The 21126-nt window shown below is 39.2% G+C and carries 21 protein-coding genes; 8 read left to right on the top strand and 13 right to left on the bottom strand.

The window, feature by feature from the left end:
- Window positions 1-46: 46 nt before the first annotated feature.
- Window positions 47-937, top strand: coding sequence for a LysR substrate-binding domain-containing protein (locus ACP69Y_RS09790; RefSeq protein WP_425918224.1), 891 nt, complete (start codon window positions 47-49; stop codon window positions 935-937).
- An 83-nt stretch (window positions 938-1020) separates the two neighbouring features.
- On the opposite strand, the gene ahr is transcribed toward ACP69Y_RS09790, so the two are convergent.
- From ahr to ACP69Y_RS09855, 13 genes are all read right to left on the bottom strand, one after another.
- Window positions 1021-2043 carry an NADPH-dependent aldehyde reductase Ahr gene (gene ahr / locus ACP69Y_RS09795; RefSeq protein ID WP_425918225.1) on the bottom strand — a complete coding sequence of 341 codons (1023 nt, stop codon included), beginning with the start codon at window positions 2041-2043 and terminating at the stop codon, window positions 1021-1023.
- A gap of 31 nt (window positions 2044-2074) precedes the next feature.
- Entirely contained in the window at window positions 2075-2647 is a 573-nt protein-coding gene (locus ACP69Y_RS09800) for a DNA-3-methyladenine glycosylase I (RefSeq protein WP_425918226.1), read from the bottom strand.
- 21 nt (window positions 2648-2668) lie between these two features.
- The gene (locus tag ACP69Y_RS09805; RefSeq protein ID WP_425918227.1) at window positions 2669-2914 is read right to left on the bottom strand and encodes a hypothetical protein; all 246 of its coding nucleotides are present in this window, start codon (window positions 2912-2914) and stop codon (window positions 2669-2671) included.
- Window positions 2915-2931: 17 nt separating this feature from the next.
- Complete coding sequence (locus ACP69Y_RS09810) at window positions 2932-3474, bottom strand: M23 family metallopeptidase (RefSeq protein WP_425918228.1); 543 nt, start codon at window positions 3472-3474, stop codon at window positions 2932-2934.
- A 62-nt stretch (window positions 3475-3536) separates the two neighbouring features.
- Complete coding sequence (mutY, locus tag ACP69Y_RS09815; RefSeq protein WP_425918229.1) at window positions 3537-4571, bottom strand: A/G-specific adenine glycosylase; 1035 nt, start codon at window positions 4569-4571, stop codon at window positions 3537-3539.
- 118 nt (window positions 4572-4689) lie between these two features.
- Window positions 4690-5052, bottom strand: a complete 363-nt coding sequence (locus ACP69Y_RS09820; RefSeq protein ID WP_131217901.1) for an HIT family protein — start codon at window positions 5050-5052, stop codon at window positions 4690-4692.
- Window positions 5053-5125: 73 nt separating this feature from the next.
- Window positions 5126-5866, bottom strand: a complete 741-nt coding sequence (locus ACP69Y_RS09825; RefSeq protein WP_425918230.1) for a dienelactone hydrolase family protein — start codon at window positions 5864-5866, stop codon at window positions 5126-5128.
- A 354-nt stretch (window positions 5867-6220) separates the two neighbouring features.
- Complete coding sequence (locus ACP69Y_RS09830; RefSeq protein ID WP_425918231.1) at window positions 6221-6922, bottom strand: FKBP-type peptidyl-prolyl cis-trans isomerase; 702 nt, start codon at window positions 6920-6922, stop codon at window positions 6221-6223.
- A 52-nt stretch (window positions 6923-6974) separates the two neighbouring features.
- Window positions 6975-8357: an RNA-guided endonuclease TnpB family protein gene (locus ACP69Y_RS09835; protein WP_425918232.1), complete on the bottom strand. Its 1383-nt coding sequence runs from the start codon at window positions 8355-8357 to the stop codon at window positions 6975-6977.
- A gap of 136 nt (window positions 8358-8493) precedes the next feature.
- The gene (locus ACP69Y_RS09840; RefSeq protein WP_425918233.1) at window positions 8494-9198 is read right to left on the bottom strand and encodes an FKBP-type peptidyl-prolyl cis-trans isomerase; all 705 of its coding nucleotides are present in this window, start codon (window positions 9196-9198) and stop codon (window positions 8494-8496) included.
- A gap of 327 nt (window positions 9199-9525) precedes the next feature.
- Window positions 9526-11724 (bottom strand): polysaccharide biosynthesis tyrosine autokinase, encoded by a 2199-nt coding sequence (locus ACP69Y_RS09845; RefSeq protein WP_425918234.1) that lies wholly within the window; start codon window positions 11722-11724, stop codon window positions 9526-9528.
- Between the two features lie 18 nt (window positions 11725-11742).
- Window positions 11743-12171: a low molecular weight protein-tyrosine-phosphatase gene (locus ACP69Y_RS09850; RefSeq protein WP_425918235.1), complete on the bottom strand. Its 429-nt coding sequence runs from the start codon at window positions 12169-12171 to the stop codon at window positions 11743-11745.
- Window positions 12171-13229, bottom strand: coding sequence for a polysaccharide biosynthesis/export family protein (locus ACP69Y_RS09855; protein WP_425918321.1), 1059 nt, complete (start codon window positions 13227-13229; stop codon window positions 12171-12173). The genes ACP69Y_RS09850 and ACP69Y_RS09855 overlap by 1 nt, the downstream gene beginning before the upstream one ends.
- Before the next feature lie 343 nt (window positions 13230-13572).
- Here ACP69Y_RS09855 and tviB point away from each other — a divergent pair, with 343 nt between their 5' ends.
- From tviB to ACP69Y_RS09890, 7 genes are read left to right on the top strand one after another with little or no spacing between them, the layout of a single operon-like run.
- On the top strand, window positions 13573-14871 hold the full coding sequence (gene tviB / locus ACP69Y_RS09860) for a Vi polysaccharide biosynthesis UDP-N-acetylglucosamine C-6 dehydrogenase TviB (protein ID WP_425918236.1): 1299 nt from the start codon (window positions 13573-13575) through the stop codon (window positions 14869-14871).
- 28 nt (window positions 14872-14899) lie between these two features.
- Window positions 14900-15844: a Gfo/Idh/MocA family protein gene (locus ACP69Y_RS09865; RefSeq protein ID WP_425918237.1), complete on the top strand. Its 945-nt coding sequence runs from the start codon at window positions 14900-14902 to the stop codon at window positions 15842-15844.
- A gap of 14 nt (window positions 15845-15858) precedes the next feature.
- Window positions 15859-16440 carry a UDP-2-acetamido-3-amino-2,3-dideoxy-D-glucuronate N-acetyltransferase gene (gene wbpD / locus ACP69Y_RS09870; protein ID WP_425918322.1) on the top strand — a complete coding sequence of 194 codons (582 nt, stop codon included), beginning with the start codon at window positions 15859-15861 and terminating at the stop codon, window positions 16438-16440.
- A gap of 2 nt (window positions 16441-16442) precedes the next feature.
- Window positions 16443-17522: a DegT/DnrJ/EryC1/StrS family aminotransferase gene (locus ACP69Y_RS09875; protein ID WP_425918238.1), complete on the top strand. Its 1080-nt coding sequence runs from the start codon at window positions 16443-16445 to the stop codon at window positions 17520-17522.
- 4 nt (window positions 17523-17526) lie between these two features.
- Window positions 17527-18798 (top strand): lipopolysaccharide biosynthesis protein, encoded by a 1272-nt coding sequence (locus ACP69Y_RS09880; RefSeq protein WP_425918239.1) that lies wholly within the window; start codon window positions 17527-17529, stop codon window positions 18796-18798.
- Window positions 18791-19972, top strand: a complete 1182-nt coding sequence (locus ACP69Y_RS09885; RefSeq protein ID WP_425918240.1) for a UDP-N-acetylglucosamine 4,6-dehydratase — start codon at window positions 18791-18793, stop codon at window positions 19970-19972. Before ACP69Y_RS09880 ends, ACP69Y_RS09885 begins: the two co-directional genes overlap by 8 nt.
- A complete protein-coding gene (locus ACP69Y_RS09890) occupies window positions 19972-21123 on the top strand; it encodes a LegC family aminotransferase (RefSeq protein ID WP_425918241.1) in 1152 nt (383 codons plus the stop codon). The genes ACP69Y_RS09885 and ACP69Y_RS09890 overlap by 1 nt, the downstream gene beginning before the upstream one ends.
- Window positions 21124-21126 lie beyond the last annotated feature (3 nt).

The following is a 21126-nucleotide window of genomic DNA, read 5'->3' on the forward strand; positions in this document are numbered from 1 at the left end:
TAATTTGCAAAATATTGTTGATTAAAAGTCAATAAATGAGTGGAAGATGAAATCGACCATCGAGGAACTCCATGCCTTTGTCACTATCGTCGACAGTGGCTCAATTGTAATGGCCGCAGAACGTTTAGGGCAAACCACATCTGGGGTGAGTCGCGCTTTGCAACGGCTTGAAAATAAGCTGAATGTGACCTTGTTGGAACGCACTACACGTAAGCTGAAGTTGACCCAGGAAGGGCAATTGTTTCTTGAAAAAGCCCGCAAAATTTTAAATGACTTAGCCGAAGCAGAAGATGCTTTACTGAAGTCGGATAGTGATACCTCTGGACTGATTCGGGTCGATTCTGCCACACCCTTTATATTGCATGTGATCGTGCCTTTAATTCAGGAATTTATGCAGCAATATCCCAATATCGAAATTGAACTGAATAATCATGATCAGGTGATTGATTTACTCGAACATAAAACTGATGTTGCGATCCGTTTCGGTGAGTTGCATGATTCAAGCCTGCATGCCAAGTTATTGTGCCGCAGTCGCTTGTATATTGTGGCCAGTCCGGCCTACTTGGAACAAAACGGAGCACCGCAAGCTCCAGAGGATTTATCTCACCATGCTTTACTGGGTTTTAGCCATCCGACCCATTTAAATATCTGGCCGATTCAGTTCAATGGTGAAGCGTTTACGGCACATCCCAAAATTAAAGCCTCTAATGGTGAAACGGTGAGGCAACTAGCTTTACAAGGGGTAGGAGTTACCTGTTTGTCACGGTTTCTGGTGGAAGAGGATTTACAAGCCGGTCGCCTGAAAGCCTTATTTGAAGATCAAATTGAACTGCATTATCAAAAAATCCATGCAGTTTATTATCGACAAGAGCACCTGCCGAAACGCGTGCGTTTATTTATCGAGTTTTTAGCACAGAAGCTTGCCGTATATTTATAAGTGATTTAATTATGAAGTTTCCAAGAAAATCAGCCCAACCATAGCGGTTGGGCTGATTTGAATTTAGCAAGATCAAAGAAAAATTAGAAATCCGCTTTTAACACTATACGGTAACGGGCTTTGCCTGAATGCAGGTGCTCAATCGCAACATTGAGCTGGGACATCGGGAAGACTTCAATTTGTGGCGCAATATTTTTACGCGCTGCAAATTTTAGTAATTGACGCAGTGCAGCAGGGGAGCCGGTAGGCGAACCTGTGACCGATTTTGCACCACCAATCAGCATGCCAGCGGGAATTTGCATTGGCTCTAAAACCAAACCCAACATATGGATCGTACCATGTGGTGCCAGACTGCCTAAATAAGCAGGCCAATCTAAACTGACATTGACGGTACAGAGTAACAAATCGAATTTACCACGCTGGGCTTTAAGTGCAGCCGAATCTCGACTATTTACCACATGGTCTGCACCCATGGCTTTGAGTTCTTCAGTCTTGTCTAAGCTGGAGGTAAATGCCGTAATTTCACAGCCCCAGGCTTTTAGCAGTTTAATCGCCATATGACCTAAACCGCCAATCCCGATCACCCCAACATGATGAATGGCCTGAATTTGATGTTTAAGAAGTGGATCAAATACGGTAATACCCCCACAAAGAAGTGGACCCGCACTTTCAGGATCTAAATCTTCAGGGAGTGGGATGATCCATTGCCAGCCGGCGCGGACTTTGTCGGCAAAACCACCGGCATGTCCGACAATGGTCGCTGTTTGTCCGCCGGTGCATAACACTTGCTGCCCAGATATACATGGGTCACAATGTTGGCAACTTTCTGCTGTCCAGCCAATGCCAACGCGTTGACCCACTTTCAAGCCTTTGGCTTCTGAACCCAGCTTGGTAATGGTGCCAATAATTTCATGACCTGCAACTACCGGATAAACCGAAGAGCGCCACTCATTATTAATTACAGAAACATCAGAATGGCATAAACCGCAATATTCAACTTTGACTTCAACCTGATGCGCTTGTAATTCTCCGGCATCGAATTGATAGGGTTCAAGTTCTGCACCCGCTTTCATTGCGGCATAGGCATGGATGATATTGTTACTCATGAGAGAATCCTTTTATTATCTTGTGGATGTTTTAAAATGATTTAAAAGAGCAATGGTTTTCATGATCATCGACCATACCGACTGCCTGCATAAAAGCATAACAGGTGGTGGGGCCAACAAATTTAAAGCCCTTCTTTTTTAAAGCTTTGGCAAGCGCAATACTGATTTCGGTTTGAGCGGGGGCCTGACGATAATCTGGAACATCATTGTGTAGAGTTTGATCTGTAACAAAACGCCATAACCATTCACTGACATTCAGCTGTTGAGGTTTTAATTCTTGGGTTAAATGTTGCCAGGCAATCGCATTGTCACGAATGGCTTTGAGCTTGCCGATATGCCGTATCAGGCTAGCATCTTCACATTTCAGCTGAAGTTGTTCATCTTTAAAGGAGGCAATGGTTTCAATTGAAAATTGAAAGAAATGCTGTCGATAGCTGTCGCGCTTTTTCAGCACGGTAATCCAGGACAAACCTGCTTGTTGTCCTTCCAGACACAGCATTTCAAATAAATGCGCTTCATCATGACTGGCTTTGCCCCATTCATGATCATGATAAGCGATATAAACAGGATCATTCGAGCACCAATCACAGCGTTGAATCGACATTTCTGATGCTCCTGAAGCGGCTTAAAGCTTGAATTCAGCCCACTCATCGTGTTGGTTATCCCAGTAATACAGTTCTGCCTGGGGCAAGTCGGCAAATTGAATCCACATGTCTTGTCCCGTTTTTTCGGCAAAACCGGTACTAATCAAAAGCGCTTCTTCCGTGATTTCCATCACCCAGCCCTGATGGCTTTGTCCAGCCAAAACAATTTTTTGTTGATTGCCGGATTCAGCAAATTCGACCAAACGATTGATCAGCACTTCTGACATGAATAGTTCCTAAAAAATTAACGTAAATAAGGATAGGGATTCACCACACCACGGCCTTTACCCTCCAGATAAATTCCATAGTGTAAATGCGGTGCGGTATGACGGGCATTGCCGCTATTGCCGACATAACCAATCAGATCACCTTTTTTGACATAATCGCCAACATTTAGGCCGCGTTTATGCTCATCCAGATGGGCATAATAATGCCAGGTTCCGCCAGGCCCCATAATCCAAACCACTTTACCACCCAAATTGTTATTGCGTAAGTCGGCAATTAAACCTTCTGTGGCACTCAGCACTTTTGTTCCACGTGGAGCCATGATATCAATACCTTCATGCGTGCGTCCGTTACTGCGCGAAGCTGCCCAGGTATCACGTAACTGTTTGGCTTTTATATTTTGCACTGGGATAGGCAGGGAGGACTTCAATTGCATATTTTTCAGCTTTTGAACCTGAGCAGGCGGAAGCGGAGTAGAGGAAGGCTTTTTAGGGCTTGAGGTACATGCAGCAATCCATAGCACACTAAAACCCAGTAATAATGCATAAATAAAACGAAGCACAGTTCATCCCTTTTTCATTCTAATCTATGTGAAAATTCTTTGAATGATAGTGCCTGACTATGTCATAAATTGATGACAGAGATCAATTTTTTCATTGCAGTGGGAAGGCCCATTTCTGTTGCAATTTGTGTAGCTAACCATGTGCCATTCAGTTCAATCGAAAGATGTTCTTGCTGCTCCGCGTCCACCTCAAAACAGATGGCTTCAAGTTGCCATGTGAAATGGGTAAAGCTATGCGTGATCTCAGCGCGTTGAATGACTTTTTTGAGTCCCAAAGTCTGGCACAGAGTTTCAAATTCTATTGGATTTTCAATAACTGGTAAGCACCATAGACCACCCCATAAACCGCTATTTGGGCGTTGTTGCCATAACCATTGATCATTCGACTGAATCACTAGAACCTGTGCAGATTTGACTGGCACGGCTTTTTTCGGCTTTTTAAAGGGCAGTTCAGTTTCTAAACCTTGCTGATGGGCTTTGCAGTGCGGCTGCATCGGGCAATATAAACACAGTGGTTTTTTCGGGGTACATACGGTTGCACCCAAGTCCATAATCGCTTGAGTATAGTCATGATTACGCTTAACAGGGCACAGTTGTTCTGCCAGTTGCCACATCGCGCGTTCATGAACCGGTTTAGACAGATCATCTTCAATGGCAAAAAAACGCGCCAATACCCGTTTTACATTGCCGTCCATAATGACGCCGTATTGACGTAAACCCAGCGACATAAGTGCGCCGGCAGTCGAAGGACCAATTCCGGGAAGCTCGATCCATTGTTCTAATGTAGCGGGAAAATGACCTTGACGAGCCACCATTCCAGCAGCTTTATGTAAATTTCGTGCGCGTGCGTAGTAACCCAGCCCAGCCCAATAAGGCGCAACATCATCCCAGTTGGCGAGGCCTAAATCCTTTACCGTGGGAAAGCGTGCAATAAAGCGATCAAAATATTGCAATACAGTTTTAACTTGGGTCTGCTGTAACATAATTTCAGATACCCAAACCTTATAGGGATCATCGGCAACTTGCCACGGCAAATCATGACGACCATGGACATCGAACCAGGAAAGAAGGGCATCGGAAAAAGAAAACTGTGACATGCGAACCGCGTATTTGGAATAGGTGATTAGTATAGCGAAAACTGTGCGGCATTGCGGTTAAGACAGGACATAAAAAATGATGCCGAAGCATCATTTTTAAATTACTTGAAACTGTTACTTACTCGCTGCTCATGCCCCAGCGTTCATCCAGTTTTAAGGTTTGACCTTCATAGCGTGGAATAATATGAATGTGTAAGTGCTCAGATGCTTCACCAAATACAGTGCCGTCATTAAAACCAATATGGAAGCCTGATGGATGATGACGCAGCTGAAGTTCATTACGGGCAAGCTCAAGCAAAGACATCAAGCTTTTACGCTCTTTGTCGGTAACATCAAAAAAAGAGCTGACATGGCGTAGCGGAATAATGACAGAGTGACCTTTGGATAATGCATTTGGCTCAGGTAGAATCACCCCAAAGTCATTTTTATCAATGATGTCATATTCATCAAAGTTGCAATATGGGCAGTTGTTTTCAGTCATTGTTATATCCTCTTTAAAAATATCCGTGTCATTGGACGGGTAAATATAATCCCTGTCATATTTATCCTAAATTTTATGCACCCAGTCGAGTTTTTAATAATTCGTACATGGCAGATAGCCCTTTTTGTTCAGCTTCAGCGTTATAGCCCAGATCAACGCCATTCTGTTTAGCACGTTCGTCTGCAAGCTGATTACTAAAACCATGTTTGGCATCTTCAAAGATGATTACCTCATGCTCAACTTGAGCCGCATGCATTTCTTCCTTAAAGCGTGCCACATCGTCCAGGCTGACCATGCTGTCGAGTTCTCCGTGCAACACCAAAATTTCAGCTTTAACCTGTCCGGGTTGTGCAGGCGCTTTCGGTGTCAACGTGCCATGAAATGTCACCACTGCTTGTAAAGGTGCACCAGAACGTGCCAGATCAAGCACCACTTTACCGCCATAACAGAAGCCTACAGCAGCCAGTTTATCTGCATTTACTTCATCTTGCGCTGCTAATATCGCTAAACCTGCAGACGCACGAGTCACAATTGTTTCAGGATCTTCAAAGGTTTGCATCATCCATTGACTGGCTTCTGGTACGGCAGTGGTGACTTTTTTATCGCCATACATATCAATGGCAAATGCAGCATAACCATGTTCAGCGAGTTCACGGGCACGCTGTTCGGTGTATTCATTACGTCCCCACCATTCAGGTGCTACAATCACGCCCGCGACGGGTGTTTCTGATTCAGGTGCTGCAAAGTATCCAATCAAAGGTGTTCCATCTGCAGCAGTGTACTGAATTTCGCGAGTTTTGATTGTTAGAGCCATGGATTCAATCCTTGTAATGAGTAAAGAAGATATTTTTGATTAAAATATGAAAATAAATGTCTTTAGTGATTGTACAAGATCGATTTATTTTGACTGTATATTATTATCAATAAATTGCAACATGCTATTAACTACAGCTATTTAAAATTATAACAGTCTAATAAATATAAATTTTATTGTGTTCGTTGAACAGCTTAATATATATCTTTTGAAAAAGAAGAGATACTCTTAGATTTAAAGCCAATATTGAAGAAAATAGAGTGATTAAATCATAAAACATAGCGGGTAGGGAATGAGTACGATCTGCGCTCAGATTGATCTACCCGCTACTTTTTAATACAGAGTAAATATGGGTTATTTAGATGACTTAGTCAGCACTTCAAGAAGTTCTACATCAAAAATTAAAGTGCTATTGGGTTCGATCGCATCACCAGAGCCAATTTGACCATAGCCAAGTTGTGCAGGAATAAAGAAGCGATACTGAGCACCTTCCTTCATCAATTGTAAACCTTCAGTCCAACCCTGAATGACTTGACTGACCTGAAATTCAGCAGGTTGATTCCGGGCAATTGAGCTGTCAAACACTGTACCGTCTATTAAACGACCTTCATAATTGACTTTAACCACTGAATTGGCTTGAGGTGATTTTCCTGTACCCGGTTTTAATATTTGATACTGCAAACCAGATTTTGTGGTTTGGACACCGTCTTTTTTAGCATTGGCTTTTAAAAACGCTGTCCCAATTTTGGCATTGCTATCGGCTTTTTGTTTAACTTCAATCAGTTGTTTGGCATCACTGAGCTTTTTATATTGGGTCAGAACACGTGCCATTTCTTCGTCGGTAAGAGAAGATTTACCGCCTTGAGCTGCGGTTTTTAAACCGAGCATGAAAGCATCCAGGTCCAAATCTCTGACAGATTCAGCATTGCTACGCCCCATGAGATAGCCAAAGCTGTAGCCGACCTGTTCATTTAAACTACTGCTGTTGGTCACGGGTTTTGCAAAGCCAGCCGTGCTCAAAAGACAGAAACAAAGCAATGTTATAGGTGTTTTCATTCTTTTATCCCAAGATAAATAAGGAGAGCAAAAGCTGTTCCTTAATATGTAGTCAAACATAGTCAAGGACTAATTCGCACTCTGTTAATGTCTTGTTTCCAAGCATGTAACTAGAGCCTAAATCGGTCAGTTCCGACTTGTAGCGGTCAGTCCGTTCTTGCAAAACACGCTTTACCTCTCGGTAAGGTGTGTAACGACTTATCTCAGGGTCGTTTAATCTTGCAAGTACGTTTCTCGCAGCATTCCAATCAGCTTGCACAACTTCCCCATTAAATCGGTGAAACTGATCTCCTTTACGTGTACCTATTAATAGGCCATGTAATAAAGAGTCAATTTGCGAAGTGTACGCAGCATTAACGAGATGCACCACAGAACCTCTGCGGTGAGATACAATTGTTAGGGCATCGGCTAACATGCCTTTGACCCATGTATTTAAGCGTCTATTGGTCTTTTTCCCATAGCTACGTTTACTTTGGATTGGTGAAGTCAAATCCTCCGCAACAATTAATCCTGCTTTATCAACTAATCGGTGTGTCGCTGTATAGATCAGCGTTTTTAGTTTGGATTTTTGGGTGTCTTGTCGCTTATCTAGCTTCTTTCGACCCAAATTATTCTGTTCAATTGCCTGTCGCTTATGTGGCTTCGTTTTAGCAATTGCTCTCAGCTTATTTCTGTTCTTGTATTTCCGATTCAGGTAATCTGATTCACTTGAAATCAACTTACCTAAACCTTGACCATACGCATCACCATCCGAATCTACAAAAGCTTCGGAATAACCCTTATCAACGCCTATGGTTGCTTTGCCACAATCTTTAGTTTCAATCGCATCATAAGTCGAATGAACTTCAACATTGCCATTTCTCAGAATGATCCTGAGTGTGCCTTGAGGAGCAAATTCCATAGTGGTGTTTAGCGGAATCTTAATGGTTTGCCGAGGGACTAAACTCGGCACTTTAAGCCAACACTGACCATTTAACTCAAAGGTCTTGCACATATCGGCACGGACGATAATTTGATTGTGAGTATGGTTTACCCCATGTCTAAAATGTTTACGCATCTGGCGGTGAAGAAAGTTATCTTCCATCCAGGCATCTTTTTTTAGCAGTGTATAAAGTCTTTTCCATTCATTGTCGCAACTAGCACGTTTGCGAATGGCTTGTTTTACCTTTTCCTTGGCAGCTTCACGATAGGCTTTAATATCACTAATACAGTCACGTAGGGTTTCTTTCCATGCATTAGCTGAAACATTAAATGCACGACCTTCACTCATCCAGGCATCGCGAATTGTTCTGTCACTGACATTCAAGCCCGAAACAGCACCGTATTTACACCAAACATCACTGCGAACACGACCAAGCAAAGTAGCTTGTTTTTCAAGTTGCTTATACTTTTCTCGATTCAGATTTTTGCAGTGATGAATGCGTGTTAATTTCAAAATATAATTTCCTGGTCTTAACCAATCCTTTAACTTTATTACACTTATGATTTAGTTAAATATATATACATATTATACACTTATATGTATATTTATCTATATTATTGGTTGCAGTAATTTACTCTCCTAAAATTTTTTATTTTACTTTGATCAGTTCAACATCAAAAATCAGGGTACTGTTTGCAGGAATCATTCCCGGAACGCCTTGTTCACCGTAGCCCAATTGAGAAGGGATATAAAGGGTTGCTTTACCCCCTTCTTTCATCAATTGAAGACCTTCAGTCCAACCCGGAATAACTTGATTTAATGGAAACTCAATCGGTTCACCACGTTCAATTGAGCTATCAAATACTTTACCGTCAACCAGCTGGCCTTTGTAATGTACGGTCACCATAGAGTTGGCAGCAGGTTGCTTGCCTGTACCTTCCTTAATAATTTTATACTGTAAGCCAGAAGCGGTAGTTTTTACACCTGGTTTTTTCGCATTTTCAGCTAAGAAAGAGTCGCTGGCGGTTTGAACTTGCTGTGCTTGCTGAACTTGCTTCTGTTGAATTTCCTTCTGGAATTGCTCATAGGCTTGTTGCAGTTCTTGTTCTGTATAAGCGGGTTTATTTCGAGCGTGGCCTTCACGTACACCTGTAACGAAACTATTGATATTTAATTCAGGTGGTGTTTGATGTGCAACTTCATAGCCAAGTGCATAACTGATTTTCTCGACAGCAGATGCATTCTTTGATGCTTTTGATGTCACAGTAGCCGGGTTTTGAGTTGCATAATAAACAGGTACAAGTGCAGCACCGCCTAAAAGAACAGCGACAGCGATGGGTAAGGCTTTACTCATAGGTTTTCTCAAATTCATTTTATATTCAAAAGTTGCATTAATTTTAGCAGACTTTTCTATTCAACACGTTTCGAGGAAGCCGTATTGTACAGAAATCCAATATATTCTTATCAAGCATGTTATTCTATAATAGGCTGAATATATAAAACATTTTTAATACAATTAAATATTAATTTTTATCTACTTCGATAGTCAATTATAAATTATTTTCTTTGGTACTGTCTTTCTAAGCCAGATCATTTTAGATGAAAATACTCTTAAAAAGAAAAAGCCAGTCTTGACTGGCTTTTACAATAAACACATTTAATGGATTAAGATCAAATCCGTTTAATCATTGTCCTTTGAAGCTTTATAGCCATAGGCATAGTTATAACCATAACCATAACCATAACCATAACCGCCAGTAGCGCGTTGTATATCATTCAGAATGAAACCATTGACCTTAACACCGACTTGTTCAAAGCGGTTAATTGTTAATTCAAGTTCTTTCATCTGTGATTTTGCATAACGTGCAATCACTAAATTCACACCGGCATACTGTGAGATGATAATTCCATCCGTCACGGCAAGCACAGGAGGGGTATCAATAATAATATGATCATACAGAGGTGAAACTTGATCTAAAAGTTCTGATAGCTTTGCCGAACTTAAAAGTTCGGAAGGGTTCACCGGACTCTTACCACGAGTGATGACATCTAAATTGTCAACTTCAGTAGGTTTAATAATACTTTCTAATGTTTGCTGAGTATTTAAATATTCAGCCAAACCAGGCTGGGTGTCAGAATTGAAATATTTATGTAAATAACCACGACGCATATCCCCGTCGATGATCAATACGCGTTTATTACTTTGCGCCAAAATGGTTGCTAGGTTTGTAGAAATAAAGGATTTTCCTACCTCGGGTGCAGGGCCCGAAATCATAATGATATTATTTTTGGCCTGACTCATTGCAAAGTGAATTGCAGTACGCATGCTGCGTAAGCTTTCAATTGCAATATCGTCACCATTTTTAATGGCTAAAATAGGAATATGTTTTTTCTTTTTCAGCAGTTTAATGCGGCTCTCTTGAATAGATGAGCGTGGAACTGTTGCATAAACCGGTAAATCCAGTTCATTTTCAATTTGACTTGCGTCTTTAATGCCAGAGCGCAGCATATTGCGCAGCAGGGCTAGCAAGGTTCCGAGGAAACCACCCAGGAAGAGGGCTAAAATAAGAATCTGTAATTTTTTCGGCGCAATGGGTTTAATTGGCTCAACGGCTGTATCTACAATACGCACATTACCAATTTCACCTGCTTTGGCAATACGGAGTTGCTGATAAGAATTCAGTAATGCCGTATAAAGCTGGGTTTTAACCTCAACCTCACGATACAACTGTAAATAGCGACGTTGTAAATCAGGCAGTTGTTTTAATGTGCCATTCAACTCCGCTATTTTTTTATTAATTGCTCCCAACTGTGCATTCATTTGCTGCATCACTGGGTGTTCATTGGTATATTTTGCCGCCATTTCAGCTTGTTGCTGTTCCAGCTGTGATTTTTGCGTCTCTAAGGTAATGCTTTGAGTCAAATACAATTCAGATTCTTTGGTGACATCAACCGTATTATATTGTTGACGGAATTTATTAAATTCACGTTCTGCCACATCAAGCTGCTGTTTTAACTCAGGTAATTGTTCATCTAGGAATTTTAGCGTTTGTGCTGTTTCTGCAGAACGACGTTCAATATTTTGCTGGCTATAAGCCACCAGAATAGCATTCAGCACGTTGGTGATATGTTGTTTATCTTGACCTTGATAATTCAGTCCTAAAATACCGGTAAGTTTGCCTTTTTCAGCCACAGAATAATTCTGTGTAATGGACGCCATAGCTGCAGGCAAAGACATTTTTTGAATATTATAAGTGTGTTTGAATTGATCTTGAGTATAAATAGCGACTTTCCACGTGCCATGTTCTGCAGTGTGTAAACTCTCTTGATTGATTGGGGCACTAAAAACAATTTGTTTAGTCTGAGCATCCGTTAAAGTAAATTTGTTTGCATTAAAATTAAGTAGCAAATTCTTGTCTAAATAATAAGCTGGAACTTCAAATTTTCGAACATCAAAAGATTTAGCATCGTCTTGGAATAAAACTGATTTGGCTTGATATTGAGTTTGATAATCATGGGGGCTAAGTAAACGGTTAAAGAAACTGGTTTCGGTACCGGAAATTTTTACATCCAGGTTCAAGTGTTTAATGACAGAACCCAGGACTAAACGTGATTTAAGCAGTTCAATTTCGGCTTGAGCGGGTTGTTTTTGCTCAATCATGCTGGAGAGATCGCCCAATAACGCAGCAGAGGTGCCTTTACTTTCTTCGACTTGTACTAATGCATCGACCGCATAAGTATCGGGTGTGGTTCTTAAATATAACAACGCACAGACCAAACTTAAAATTACACAAAGCGCAATGAGTTTCCATTGAGCAATGAGTGAGAAAAACAGCTCTTTTAAATCAATTGTATCTTCAGTATTGGTACTTTGGCTCATAATTTTGCTATCAAAAAGTTAAATATGTTGTGTCCAGTCGCTAATACAATCTTGTATTAACTGACTGGTTTCATTGAAGACCAATTGCTCATGCTGATAAGGGTCAGCCACATTTCTGTCTCGCCAATGTCCTAGTCGGAAAGTTTTTCCTTTCGAAAAAGGCCAGGTCTGCTCTAAATACTTTTGTTGATTTTGACTCATGACCAAAATTAAATCGGCTTTTTTAATCAGCTCGGTATTCAACTTTTGGGCAATATGAGGGTTCATATCGATACCTAAACGCTGCATACAGAGTATGGCTTTTTCATCAGCAGCATGACCGGTTAAACCGGAGATACCTGCCGACACGATATGAAGTTGCGGATACTGCCGTTTTAATAAATATTCAGCCATTGGACTACGACAGATATTACCTACGCAAACCACAAGAATATTCTGAATTTGCATTATTGCCCCAAGCGATCCAGATTATAAAGTGCGTTTGAAAACGGAATAACCTGGTTCACGATACGCTGCCAACGTGCCAAGCCTGAAGCATCGACATAGACGATATCATTGCTGCGCATTTTGAACTTATTGGCTAAACCAAAATCGGCAATGCTGGTTAAATCTAATTGATACACTTCTGTAGAAGTATCAACAGCATTGCTACGAACGACATAAATTTTGCTGCGGCTGGCAGAGAGTGGATTTAAACCTAAACTTTCACCTAACACATCACTCAGACTCATACCTTGGTCACGCATAGGCAAAGACTGGTTTTTACCCGACTCACCCATCACATAAACTTTCTGGTTTTCACGTGAATTGACATACAGGGTATCATTCGGCTGTATCAATAAGTTATGTAAAGAAAGTCCAGCTTTTTCCAGCTCAATCGTATTGAGTTGATAAGTACGGCCTTGTCTGACCAAAGTAATAGAGGCATTGTCACCCTGTTGAGAATTCACACCACCCGCCATGCCTAAAGCCGTATACACACTGACAGGTTGATCGCTCAGTGCAAACTGTCCGCCTTTGGTGACATTACCTTGTACAGAAAAGCGCTGTCCCTGATAAGACAATACCCGAGCAATCACGTCAGGGGTTTTTAAATAACGAGAAAGCTGACTACGCAACTCCTGATTGACCTGAGTTAAAGACTTTCCTGCTGCCTTATAACGGCCAATCATGGGAAACTGGATATAGCCATTTTGGTCAATTTGATAGCCATTGGCCTGAACAGATTGTTCATTATTAATAGTTGTGGTGGGTGGAGTAATATCTGGATACGCCCAAAGATAGATAGAGAGAATATCGCCTGAACTTAATTTATAATTTTTATGGGAAGCATTAAACAAATGTGCATAATCTTGGCGAAGATTAATTTCGGCAGGTTGTACCGCAAATAAAGATTCTTGAGTGAGTCTGATGACATTCACCTGAGTGCCTAAATCCGTTTGGTAAACTCCTTCACTTGGTAAATCATAAGTTTGTAAACCAGAAGTAATTGCACAACCCGTCATGGCACAACTTAAAACCAATAAAGCAGTATATTGAATTTTTCTCACTCTAAATCCTGTTTTAAAAATTATTAAAAACTTTAACTTAAGTTATTCTACCTTTCTAATTACGAAAAAAATATAACAAATTGTAAGCTGTTTACTGTTTATAAATAGATGAAAGGTGTTAAATGAAAGCAGATAAATATATTATAAATTCAATAAAAACCCATCTTTTAAAAAATATTTAATAAGCTTTTTTGATTGATTCTTATATAAATTAGCAACAAAAAATACTTGATTTTCTGATATAGTTCTTAACGTTTTTATTCACCTCTTAGATTATATAAATAAGCAAGGCTCAAAAATGCTCACTTTGTCAGAACTCAAGATTGCCGTAATTGGTCTAGGATATGTTGGTTTACCTTTAGCGGTTGAATTTGGAAAAAAAGTACCAGTCGTGGGTTTTGATATTCATCAAAAACGGATTGATGAGTTAAAAAGTGGTCAAGATCATACCTTAGAAGTATCACCAGAAGAATTAGTACAATCGGCTCATTTAACTTATTCAGCAAATTTGGATGATTTAAAAGACTGTAATTTCTTTATTGTTACAGTTCCTACACCTATTGACCACGTTAATCGTCCTGATTTAACGCCTTTGCAAAAGGCCAGTGAAACCATTGGTAAAGTTTTAAAGAAAAACGATATTGTTGTTTATGAATCTACCGTTTACCCAGGCGCGACGGAGGAAGTCTGTGTTCCTGTATTAGAAAAGGTATCGGGTTTAAAGTTTAATCAAGATTTCTTTGTTGGTTATAGTCCTGAACGTATTAACCCAGGTGACAAAGTTAATACACTGACTAAAATTAAAAAGATTACGAGTGGTAGTACAGCTGAAATTGCAAATATTGTAGATGCTGTTTATGCCAGTATTATTACTGCAGGCACCTACAAAGCGACCAGTATAAAAGTGGCCGAAGCTGCAAAGGTGATTGAAAACACGCAACGTGATTTGAATATTGCACTTGTAAACGAGCTATCTGTTATTTTCGACCGTATTGGTATTGATACTGTAGATGTATTAGAGGCTGCAGGGAGTAAGTGGAATTTCTTACCGTTCCGCCCAGGTTTAGTGGGTGGACATTGTATTGGTGTAGACCCGTACTACTTAACCCATAAAGCAGAAGAAGTGGGTTATAACCCACAAGTGATTTTGGCTGGACGTCGTATTAATGACAATATGGCTCAATATGTGGCTCAATCGACCATTAAGCATATGGTAAAGAACGGAATTGATGTCACAACTGCCACAGTGGGAATTTTAGGGGTAACTTTTAAAGAGAATTGTCCTGATATACGTAATAGTAAAATTGCTGATGTGATTGAAGAGTTTAAGCAATGGGGTGTACGTGTTGTTGTCTGCGATCCATGGGCGGATGCTAAAGAAGTCAAAGATGAGTACGGAATTGAGCTTGGTCTTGTAAATGCTGAGTATCCTGTCGATAGCGTAGTAGTTGCGGTGGGGCATAATGAGTTTCGTCATCTTTCGGCACAGGAATTACGTGGATATGTACGTGGTGAAAAACCTGTCTTGGCAGATGTTAAGAGCCTATTTAAACGATCTGAAATGACTGAGCAAGGTTTTACAGTTTTCCGTCTTTAATTTATAGATTTAAAAAGAAGTAGATGATATGAAAAAATTTGCCCTGATTGGTGCTGCAGGTTATATCGCGCCTCGTCACCTTAAAGCGATTAAAGAAACAGGCAATACTTTAGCTGTAGCAATGGATGTCAATGACTCAGTTGGAATTATGGACAGCCATTTTCCTGAAGCAGAGTTCTTTACCGAGTTTGAAGAATTTGAAGCCTATGTAGAAGATCAAAAGCTTAAAGGTGAAAAACTCGACTATGTGGCTATTTGCTCACCAAACTATTTGCATGCACCCCACATGAAATACGCATTAAAAAATGGTATTGATGTCATTTGTGAGAAGCCTCTAGTTTTAAGTTCCGATGATTTAAATTTATTGTCAGAATACGAAAAACAATATGGTGCAAAAGTAAATTCGATTCTGCAACTGCGTTTACACCCTTCTATTATTGCTTTGCGTGATAAAGTTCAGGCTGCACCCGCTGATAAAATTTTTGATGTGGATCTGACTTATTTAACTTCTCGTGGTAAATGGTACTTAAAGTCATGGAAAGGTGTAGATAAAAAATCTGGCGGTGTGGCGACCAATATTGGTGTGCATTTTTATGACATGCTGCATTTTGTTTTTGGCAAAATTGTTAAAAATGAAGTCCATTTTCGTGATGAAAAAACTGCTTCGGGTTATCTAGAATATGAACGTGCGCGCGTACGCTGGTTCTTGTCTATTGATGCGAATAACTTGCCATCCAATGCGGTTAAAGGTGAGAAACTGACTTACCGCAGTATTACCATTGAAAATGAAGAACTTGAATTTTCAGGTGGCTTTACCGATCTTCATACTCAAAGCTATCAACGCATTCTTGATGGTAAAGGTTATGGTATAGAAGAAAACCGTGCTGCGATTGAAACTGTTGAGGTGATTCGTGTTGCACCTTTAGTTGAAAATCCAGCAAATCCGCATCCTTTACTATCTAAAGTCAAATAATAAGGGAGAACATGATGAGTTTTTATCAACATGAAAGTGCAATTGTGGATGAGGGTGCTCAAATTGGTGAGAACTCTCGTGTTTGGCATTTTGTCCACGTCTGTGGCGGTGCCAAAATTGGGCAGGGTGTATCTTTAGGTCAAAATGTTTTTGTCGGTAATAAAGTTGTTATTGGTGACCACTGTAAAGTACAAAATAATGTCTCGGTATACGACAACGTAACTTTGGAAGAAGGTGTATTTTGTGGGCCAAGTATGGTTTTCACAAATGTATACAATCCACGTTCATTAATTGAGCGTAAAGATCAGTATTTGAATACATTGGTCAAAAAGGGTGCCACATTAGGTGCAAATTGTACCATTGTCTGCGGTGTCACCATCGGAGCATATTCTTTTGTGGGTGCCGGGGCGGTAGTCAATAAAGATGTTCCTGCATACGCACTAATGGTAGGTGTTCCTGCAAAACAAATTGGTTGGATGAGTGAGTTTGGTGAACAGTTAGATTTACCATTGAGCGGTGAAGCTGAAACTGTATGTTCACATACGGGTGCAATTTATCGTTTAGATGGTCATACAGTTACCAAACAACAGGCATAAATATGATTGAGTTTATTGATTTAAAAGCGCAACAAGCGCGCCTGAAAGATAAAATTGAGTCAGGAATTCAAAACGTATTAAAACATGGTCAGTATATTTTAGGGCCTGAAGTTAAAGGGTTAGAAGAAAAACTGGCAGCTTATGTAGGTGCCAAATATTGCATTACCTGTGCCAATGGTACAGATGCGTTGCAAATTGCCCAAATGGCTTTTGGTATTGGGCCAGGAGATGAAGTAATTACCCCAGGCTTTACTTATATTGCAACTGCGGAAACCGTAGCAATATTAGGTGCAACACCGGTGTATGTAGATGTAGACCCGAAAACTTATAACTTGGATATAGAGCAATTAGAAGCGGCGATTACACCACGCACCAAAGCCATTATTCCTGTAAGTTTGTATGGTCAATGTGCTGACTTTGATGCTATTAATGCCATAGCCGCCAAATATAATATTCCAGTAATTGAAGATGCTGCACAAAGTTTTGGTGCAACATACAAAGGTCGTAAAAGTTGTAATTTAACAACAGTGGCTTGTACAAGCTTTTTCCCAAGCAAGCCTTTGGGCTGTTATGGAGATGGTGGTGCTATTTTCACCAATGATGAAGAGCTTGCAAAAGTCATTCGTCAAATTGCACGTCATGGGCAAGATCGTCGTTATCATCACGTGCGTGTGGGTATGAATAGCCGTTTAGATACTTTGCAGGCTGCGATTTTATTGCCAAAACTTGAGATTTTGGATGATGAAATGCAAGCACGTCAACGTGTTGCAGAGACTTATACCAAGTTATTTAATGAGGCGGGTATTTCGACGACACCATTTATTGAATCACATAACCAAAGTGCTTGGGCACAATATACCATTCAGGTAGAAAATCGTGATCAGGTACAGGCAAAGCTTAAAGCTGAGGGTATACCTACAGCAGTGCATTATCCTATTCCTTTGAATAAACAACCTGCGGTTGAAAATGCGAATGTGAGTTTACCTGTAGGTGATGCAATTGCAGAAAAAGTGATGAGTTTGCCAATGCATCCTTATCTTCCAGAAGAAACTTTAAAAAAAGTCGTTTACTCTTTAGTTTGATAAAATGTTAAATAAAACACTTTTGAGTACTGGAAGCATTTACCTGATTTCGAATATGGTCAATGCTTCTATTCCATTTTTATTATTGCCTATTTTGACAAGAGTACTCTCTCCTGAAGATTATGGCGTTATTGCCATGTTTACAATTTTATTAACTTTAACCAACGCCTTTGTGGGCTTAAGCGTGCAAGGTGCAGTTAACGTTAATTTTTTCAAATTGGATTCTAAGAAATTTGCAGAATATATTACAAGTTGTATTTTATTATTGGTTTTAAGTGCTCTAGGTGTATTTGCGATTTTGAGTTTTTCAGACGTATGGTTAGAAGAACTTCTAGGTATTCCTTATAAATGGATTTTAATTGCAGTCGCTATTTCTTTTTTCCAATTTTTGATTAAATTACAGTTAACAGTCTGGGTTGTAAAAGGTGAAGCTATAAAATATGGCGCTTTACAAATTTCAAATACAGCTCTTAATGCATTCCTATCCTTATTTTTTATTTTTATTATTGGCATGCTTTGGGAAGGAAGGTTGTTAGGGCAAGCGATAGCAATTTCAATTTTTGGATTGCTTTCAGTTTTTCTGCTTTATAAGCAAAATTTATTTAAAAAACCCTCAACACTCAAACTTGATATGCAAGATGCCTTAAAATTTGGATTGCCCTTAATCCCACATGTTATAGGTGCTTTTGCGATTTATAGTATGGATCGGGTAATCATTACAAATTTTTTGGGTACTGTTGCAGTAGGCATATATATGGTTGGAGTGCAACTTGGTCAAGCAATGGGGTTATTTGCGGACTCATTCAATAAAGTCTTTTCTCCTTGGTTAATGAGATCATTGTCAAATGAAGATATTGATAAGCTAGCTATGGTTAAAAAAACATATTTATCAATGTTTTTTATTTTATGTATGGGAATGATTTGGGCGGTTATAGCGACCTATTTCTTACCCTATATCGTCGGTAGTAAATTTCAAGAAGCGAAACCTATTATTTGGATAATCTGTCTTGGGTTCTCATTACAAGGTTTATATTACTTGGTGACAAATTATATATTTTTCACTAAAAAAACTAAATTGCTAGCGATGATTACTTTTACGTCGGGTTTAATTAATATCCCTCTTACGTATATGCTAGTAAAATATTATGGAATAGAGGGAGCTGCATACTCATTCTTATGTGTGCAAGTCTTATTCTTTATGTCTGTATGGTATCTATCCGCTAAAGTTTACCCAATGCCATGGTTATTTTTTATTAAAGGTAAGAAAAATGCTTAATTTAATAGGTCGGACCCAAGAGCTTTTTTTTGACGATATTCAGAAGTGGAATAATTGCTTAGTTGAAATTGTTTCTAAATCTAAATTTCTTATATTAGGTGGCGCAGGTTCAATTGGTCAAGCTGTTGTGAAAGAAGTTTTTAAAAGGAATCCTAAGAAGCTTCACGTTGTCGATATTTCTGAAAATAATCTAACTGAAGTTGTGCGTGATATTCGTAGCTCGTTTGGTTATATTGAGGGCGATTTTCAAACATTTGCACTCGATATTGGTTCAGTTGAATATGATGCATTTATTCAAAATGATGGTGATTTTGATTATGTATTGAATCTTTCAGCATTAAAACATGTGCGTAGTGAAAAAGACCCTTTTACGCTCATGCGTATGATTCATGTCAATATTTTAAATACCGAAAAAACAATTCAACAATCTATTGAAAAAGGTGTGAAGAAGTATTTTTGTGTTTCTACAGATAAAGCTGCGAATCCTGTCAATATGATGGGCGGCTCTAAACGTATCATGGAGATGTTTCTTATGCGCCAGAGTCAGCATATTAATATTTCTACAGCACGTTTTGCGAATGTTGCTTTTTCTGATGGTTCGCTATTGCATGGTTTTAATCAGCGAATTCAAAAAAATCAACCTATTGCAGCACCAAATGATATTCGACGCTATTTTGTGACACCTAAAGAGTCTGGTGAATTGTGTTTAATGTCTTGTTTGTTGGGCGAGAATAGAGATATTTTCTTTCCTAAGTTAAGTGAGCATTTGCATTTAATCACTTTCGCAGATATTGCCGTAAAATATTTAAATAATTTGGGTTATGAACCTTATTTATGTACATCTGAAGATGAAGCACGTGAGTTAATTAAAACCTTACCTCAACAAGGAAAATGGCCATGCTTGTTTGCAGGCAGCAATACTACAGGTGAAAAAGATTTTGAAGAATTTTTCACTGAAAACGAAGTATTGGATATGCAGCGTTTTAATAATTTAGGTGTGATTAAAAATGCACTGAATGTTGAGGAAGATAAACTAAAAGCATTTGAAGAAAAAATTCAATACATGATGTCTTCTAAACAGTGGAATAAAGAAGAAGTAGTTGATCTGTTCAACTATATGATGCCTAACTTTGGTCACAAAGAAACAGGTTTGTATTTAGATGGAAAAATGTAATGGATAGTTTGAAATTTAATCAATTTGTGCGTGATATCTATAATACAAATCAATTTATTCCATTACATGAGCCTAGATTTTTAGGTAATGAAAAAAAATATGTATTAGATACAATTGAAAGTACGTTTGTCTCTAGTGTTGGCGCTTTTGTTACGAACTTTGAAGAAAAAATTCAAGAGTTTACAGGTTGTAAACGCGCAGTTGCGACGGTAAATGGAACAGCAGCATTACATATCGCTTTATTAATGGCAGGGGTGAAACGAGATGATATCGTTATTACGCAAGCACTTACATTTGTTGCGACATGTAATGCACTTGCTTATATTGGTGCAGAACCGTTATTTATTGATGTCTCTCTAGCAACAATGGGTTTGTGTCCAAAAGCTTTAGATCAGTATTTAGAAGAGTATGCATTTATTGATGATGAAAGTATTTGCCGTCATAAAGGATCAAATAAACGTATTTCTGCTGTGGTGCCAATGCATACTTTTGGTCATCCAGTTGAATTAGATGAATTACTTGTTTTGGCACAAAAATGGCGTCTTGTTTTAGTAGAAGATGCAGCTGAAAGCTTAGGCTCATATTATAAAGAACAGCATACAGGCACTTTAGGACCGATTTCTGCAATAAGTTTTAATGGCAATAAAATTATTACTACAGGGGGGGGGGGGATGGTGTTATGTCAAGATGAAGAGTTAGGAATAAGAACTAAACATCTAACCACGACTGCAAAAATTCCCCATCCCTATGAGTTTTACCATGATGAAAATGGTTTTAACTATCGCATGCCAAATTTAAATGCTGCTTTGGGGTGCGCGCAAATAGAAAACTTAGATAGCTTTCTTTTGAAGAAGCGTCAATTGGCGCGCCAGTATCAAGAGTTCTTTGCCAATACCGAGGTACAATTTGTGGTTGAACCAAAAGATTGTCGTTCAAATTATTGGTTAAATGCTATTATTTGTTCAGATAAAGCACATCGGGACGTCATCCTTAATAAAACAAATACAAATCAAGTCATGACTCGCCCGATTTGGACGTTGATGACTAACTTGCCAATGTATGAAAATGCCTTACAAGATAATTTGACACACTCCAAATGGCTAGAAGAGCGGGTAGTAAATATTCCTAGTTCAGTTCCATTGGAGTCATAATAA

Origin of the sequence: Acinetobacter sp. TSRC1-2, assembly GCF_049895885.1 — a bacterium.
In the GTDB taxonomy this organism is placed as follows: domain Bacteria; phylum Pseudomonadota; class Gammaproteobacteria; order Pseudomonadales; family Moraxellaceae; genus Acinetobacter.

Coding starts and splice junctions, on each gene's coding strand:
- ACP69Y_RS09805 (WP_425918227.1), bottom strand. CDS start 2,914: ATGTCAGAAGTGCTGATCAATCGTTTGGTCGAATTTGCTGAATCCGGC.
- ACP69Y_RS09800 (WP_425918226.1), bottom strand. CDS start 2,647: ATGTCGATTCAACGCTGTGATTGGTGCTCGAATGATCCTGTTTATATC.
- ACP69Y_RS09875 (WP_425918238.1), top strand. CDS start 16,443: ATGATTGAGTTTATTGATTTAAAAGCGCAACAAGCGCGCCTGAAAGAT.
- ACP69Y_RS09885 (WP_425918240.1), top strand. CDS start 18,791: ATGCTTAATTTAATAGGTCGGACCCAAGAGCTTTTTTTTGACGATATT.
- ACP69Y_RS09845 (WP_425918234.1), bottom strand. CDS start 11,724: ATGAGCCAAAGTACCAATACTGAAGATACAATTGATTTAAAAGAGCTG.
- ACP69Y_RS09830 (WP_425918231.1), bottom strand. CDS start 6,922: ATGAAAACACCTATAACATTGCTTTGTTTCTGTCTTTTGAGCACGGCT.
- ACP69Y_RS09790 (WP_425918224.1), top strand. CDS start 47: ATGAAATCGACCATCGAGGAACTCCATGCCTTTGTCACTATCGTCGAC.
- ACP69Y_RS09865 (WP_425918237.1), top strand. CDS start 14,900: ATGAAAAAATTTGCCCTGATTGGTGCTGCAGGTTATATCGCGCCTCGT.
- wbpD (WP_425918322.1), top strand. CDS start 15,859: ATGAGTTTTTATCAACATGAAAGTGCAATTGTGGATGAGGGTGCTCAA.
- ACP69Y_RS09840 (WP_425918233.1), bottom strand. CDS start 9,198: ATGAGTAAAGCCTTACCCATCGCTGTCGCTGTTCTTTTAGGCGGTGCT.
- ACP69Y_RS09820 (WP_131217901.1), bottom strand. CDS start 5,052: ATGACTGAAAACAACTGCCCATATTGCAACTTTGATGAATATGACATC.
- ACP69Y_RS09880 (WP_425918239.1), top strand. CDS start 17,527: ATGTTAAATAAAACACTTTTGAGTACTGGAAGCATTTACCTGATTTCG.
- tviB (WP_425918236.1), top strand. CDS start 13,573: ATGCTCACTTTGTCAGAACTCAAGATTGCCGTAATTGGTCTAGGATAT.
- ACP69Y_RS09890 (WP_425918241.1), top strand. CDS start 19,972: ATGGATAGTTTGAAATTTAATCAATTTGTGCGTGATATCTATAATACA.
- ACP69Y_RS09825 (WP_425918230.1), bottom strand. CDS start 5,866: ATGGCTCTAACAATCAAAACTCGCGAAATTCAGTACACTGCTGCAGAT.
- ACP69Y_RS09850 (WP_425918235.1), bottom strand. CDS start 12,171: ATGCAAATTCAGAATATTCTTGTGGTTTGCGTAGGTAATATCTGTCGT.
- ACP69Y_RS09855 (WP_425918321.1), bottom strand. CDS start 13,229: ATGACGGGTTGTGCAATTACTTCTGGTTTACAAACTTATGATTTACCA.
- ahr (WP_425918225.1), bottom strand. CDS start 2,043: ATGAGTAACAATATCATCCATGCCTATGCCGCAATGAAAGCGGGTGCA.
- mutY (WP_425918229.1), bottom strand. CDS start 4,571: ATGTCACAGTTTTCTTTTTCCGATGCCCTTCTTTCCTGGTTCGATGTC.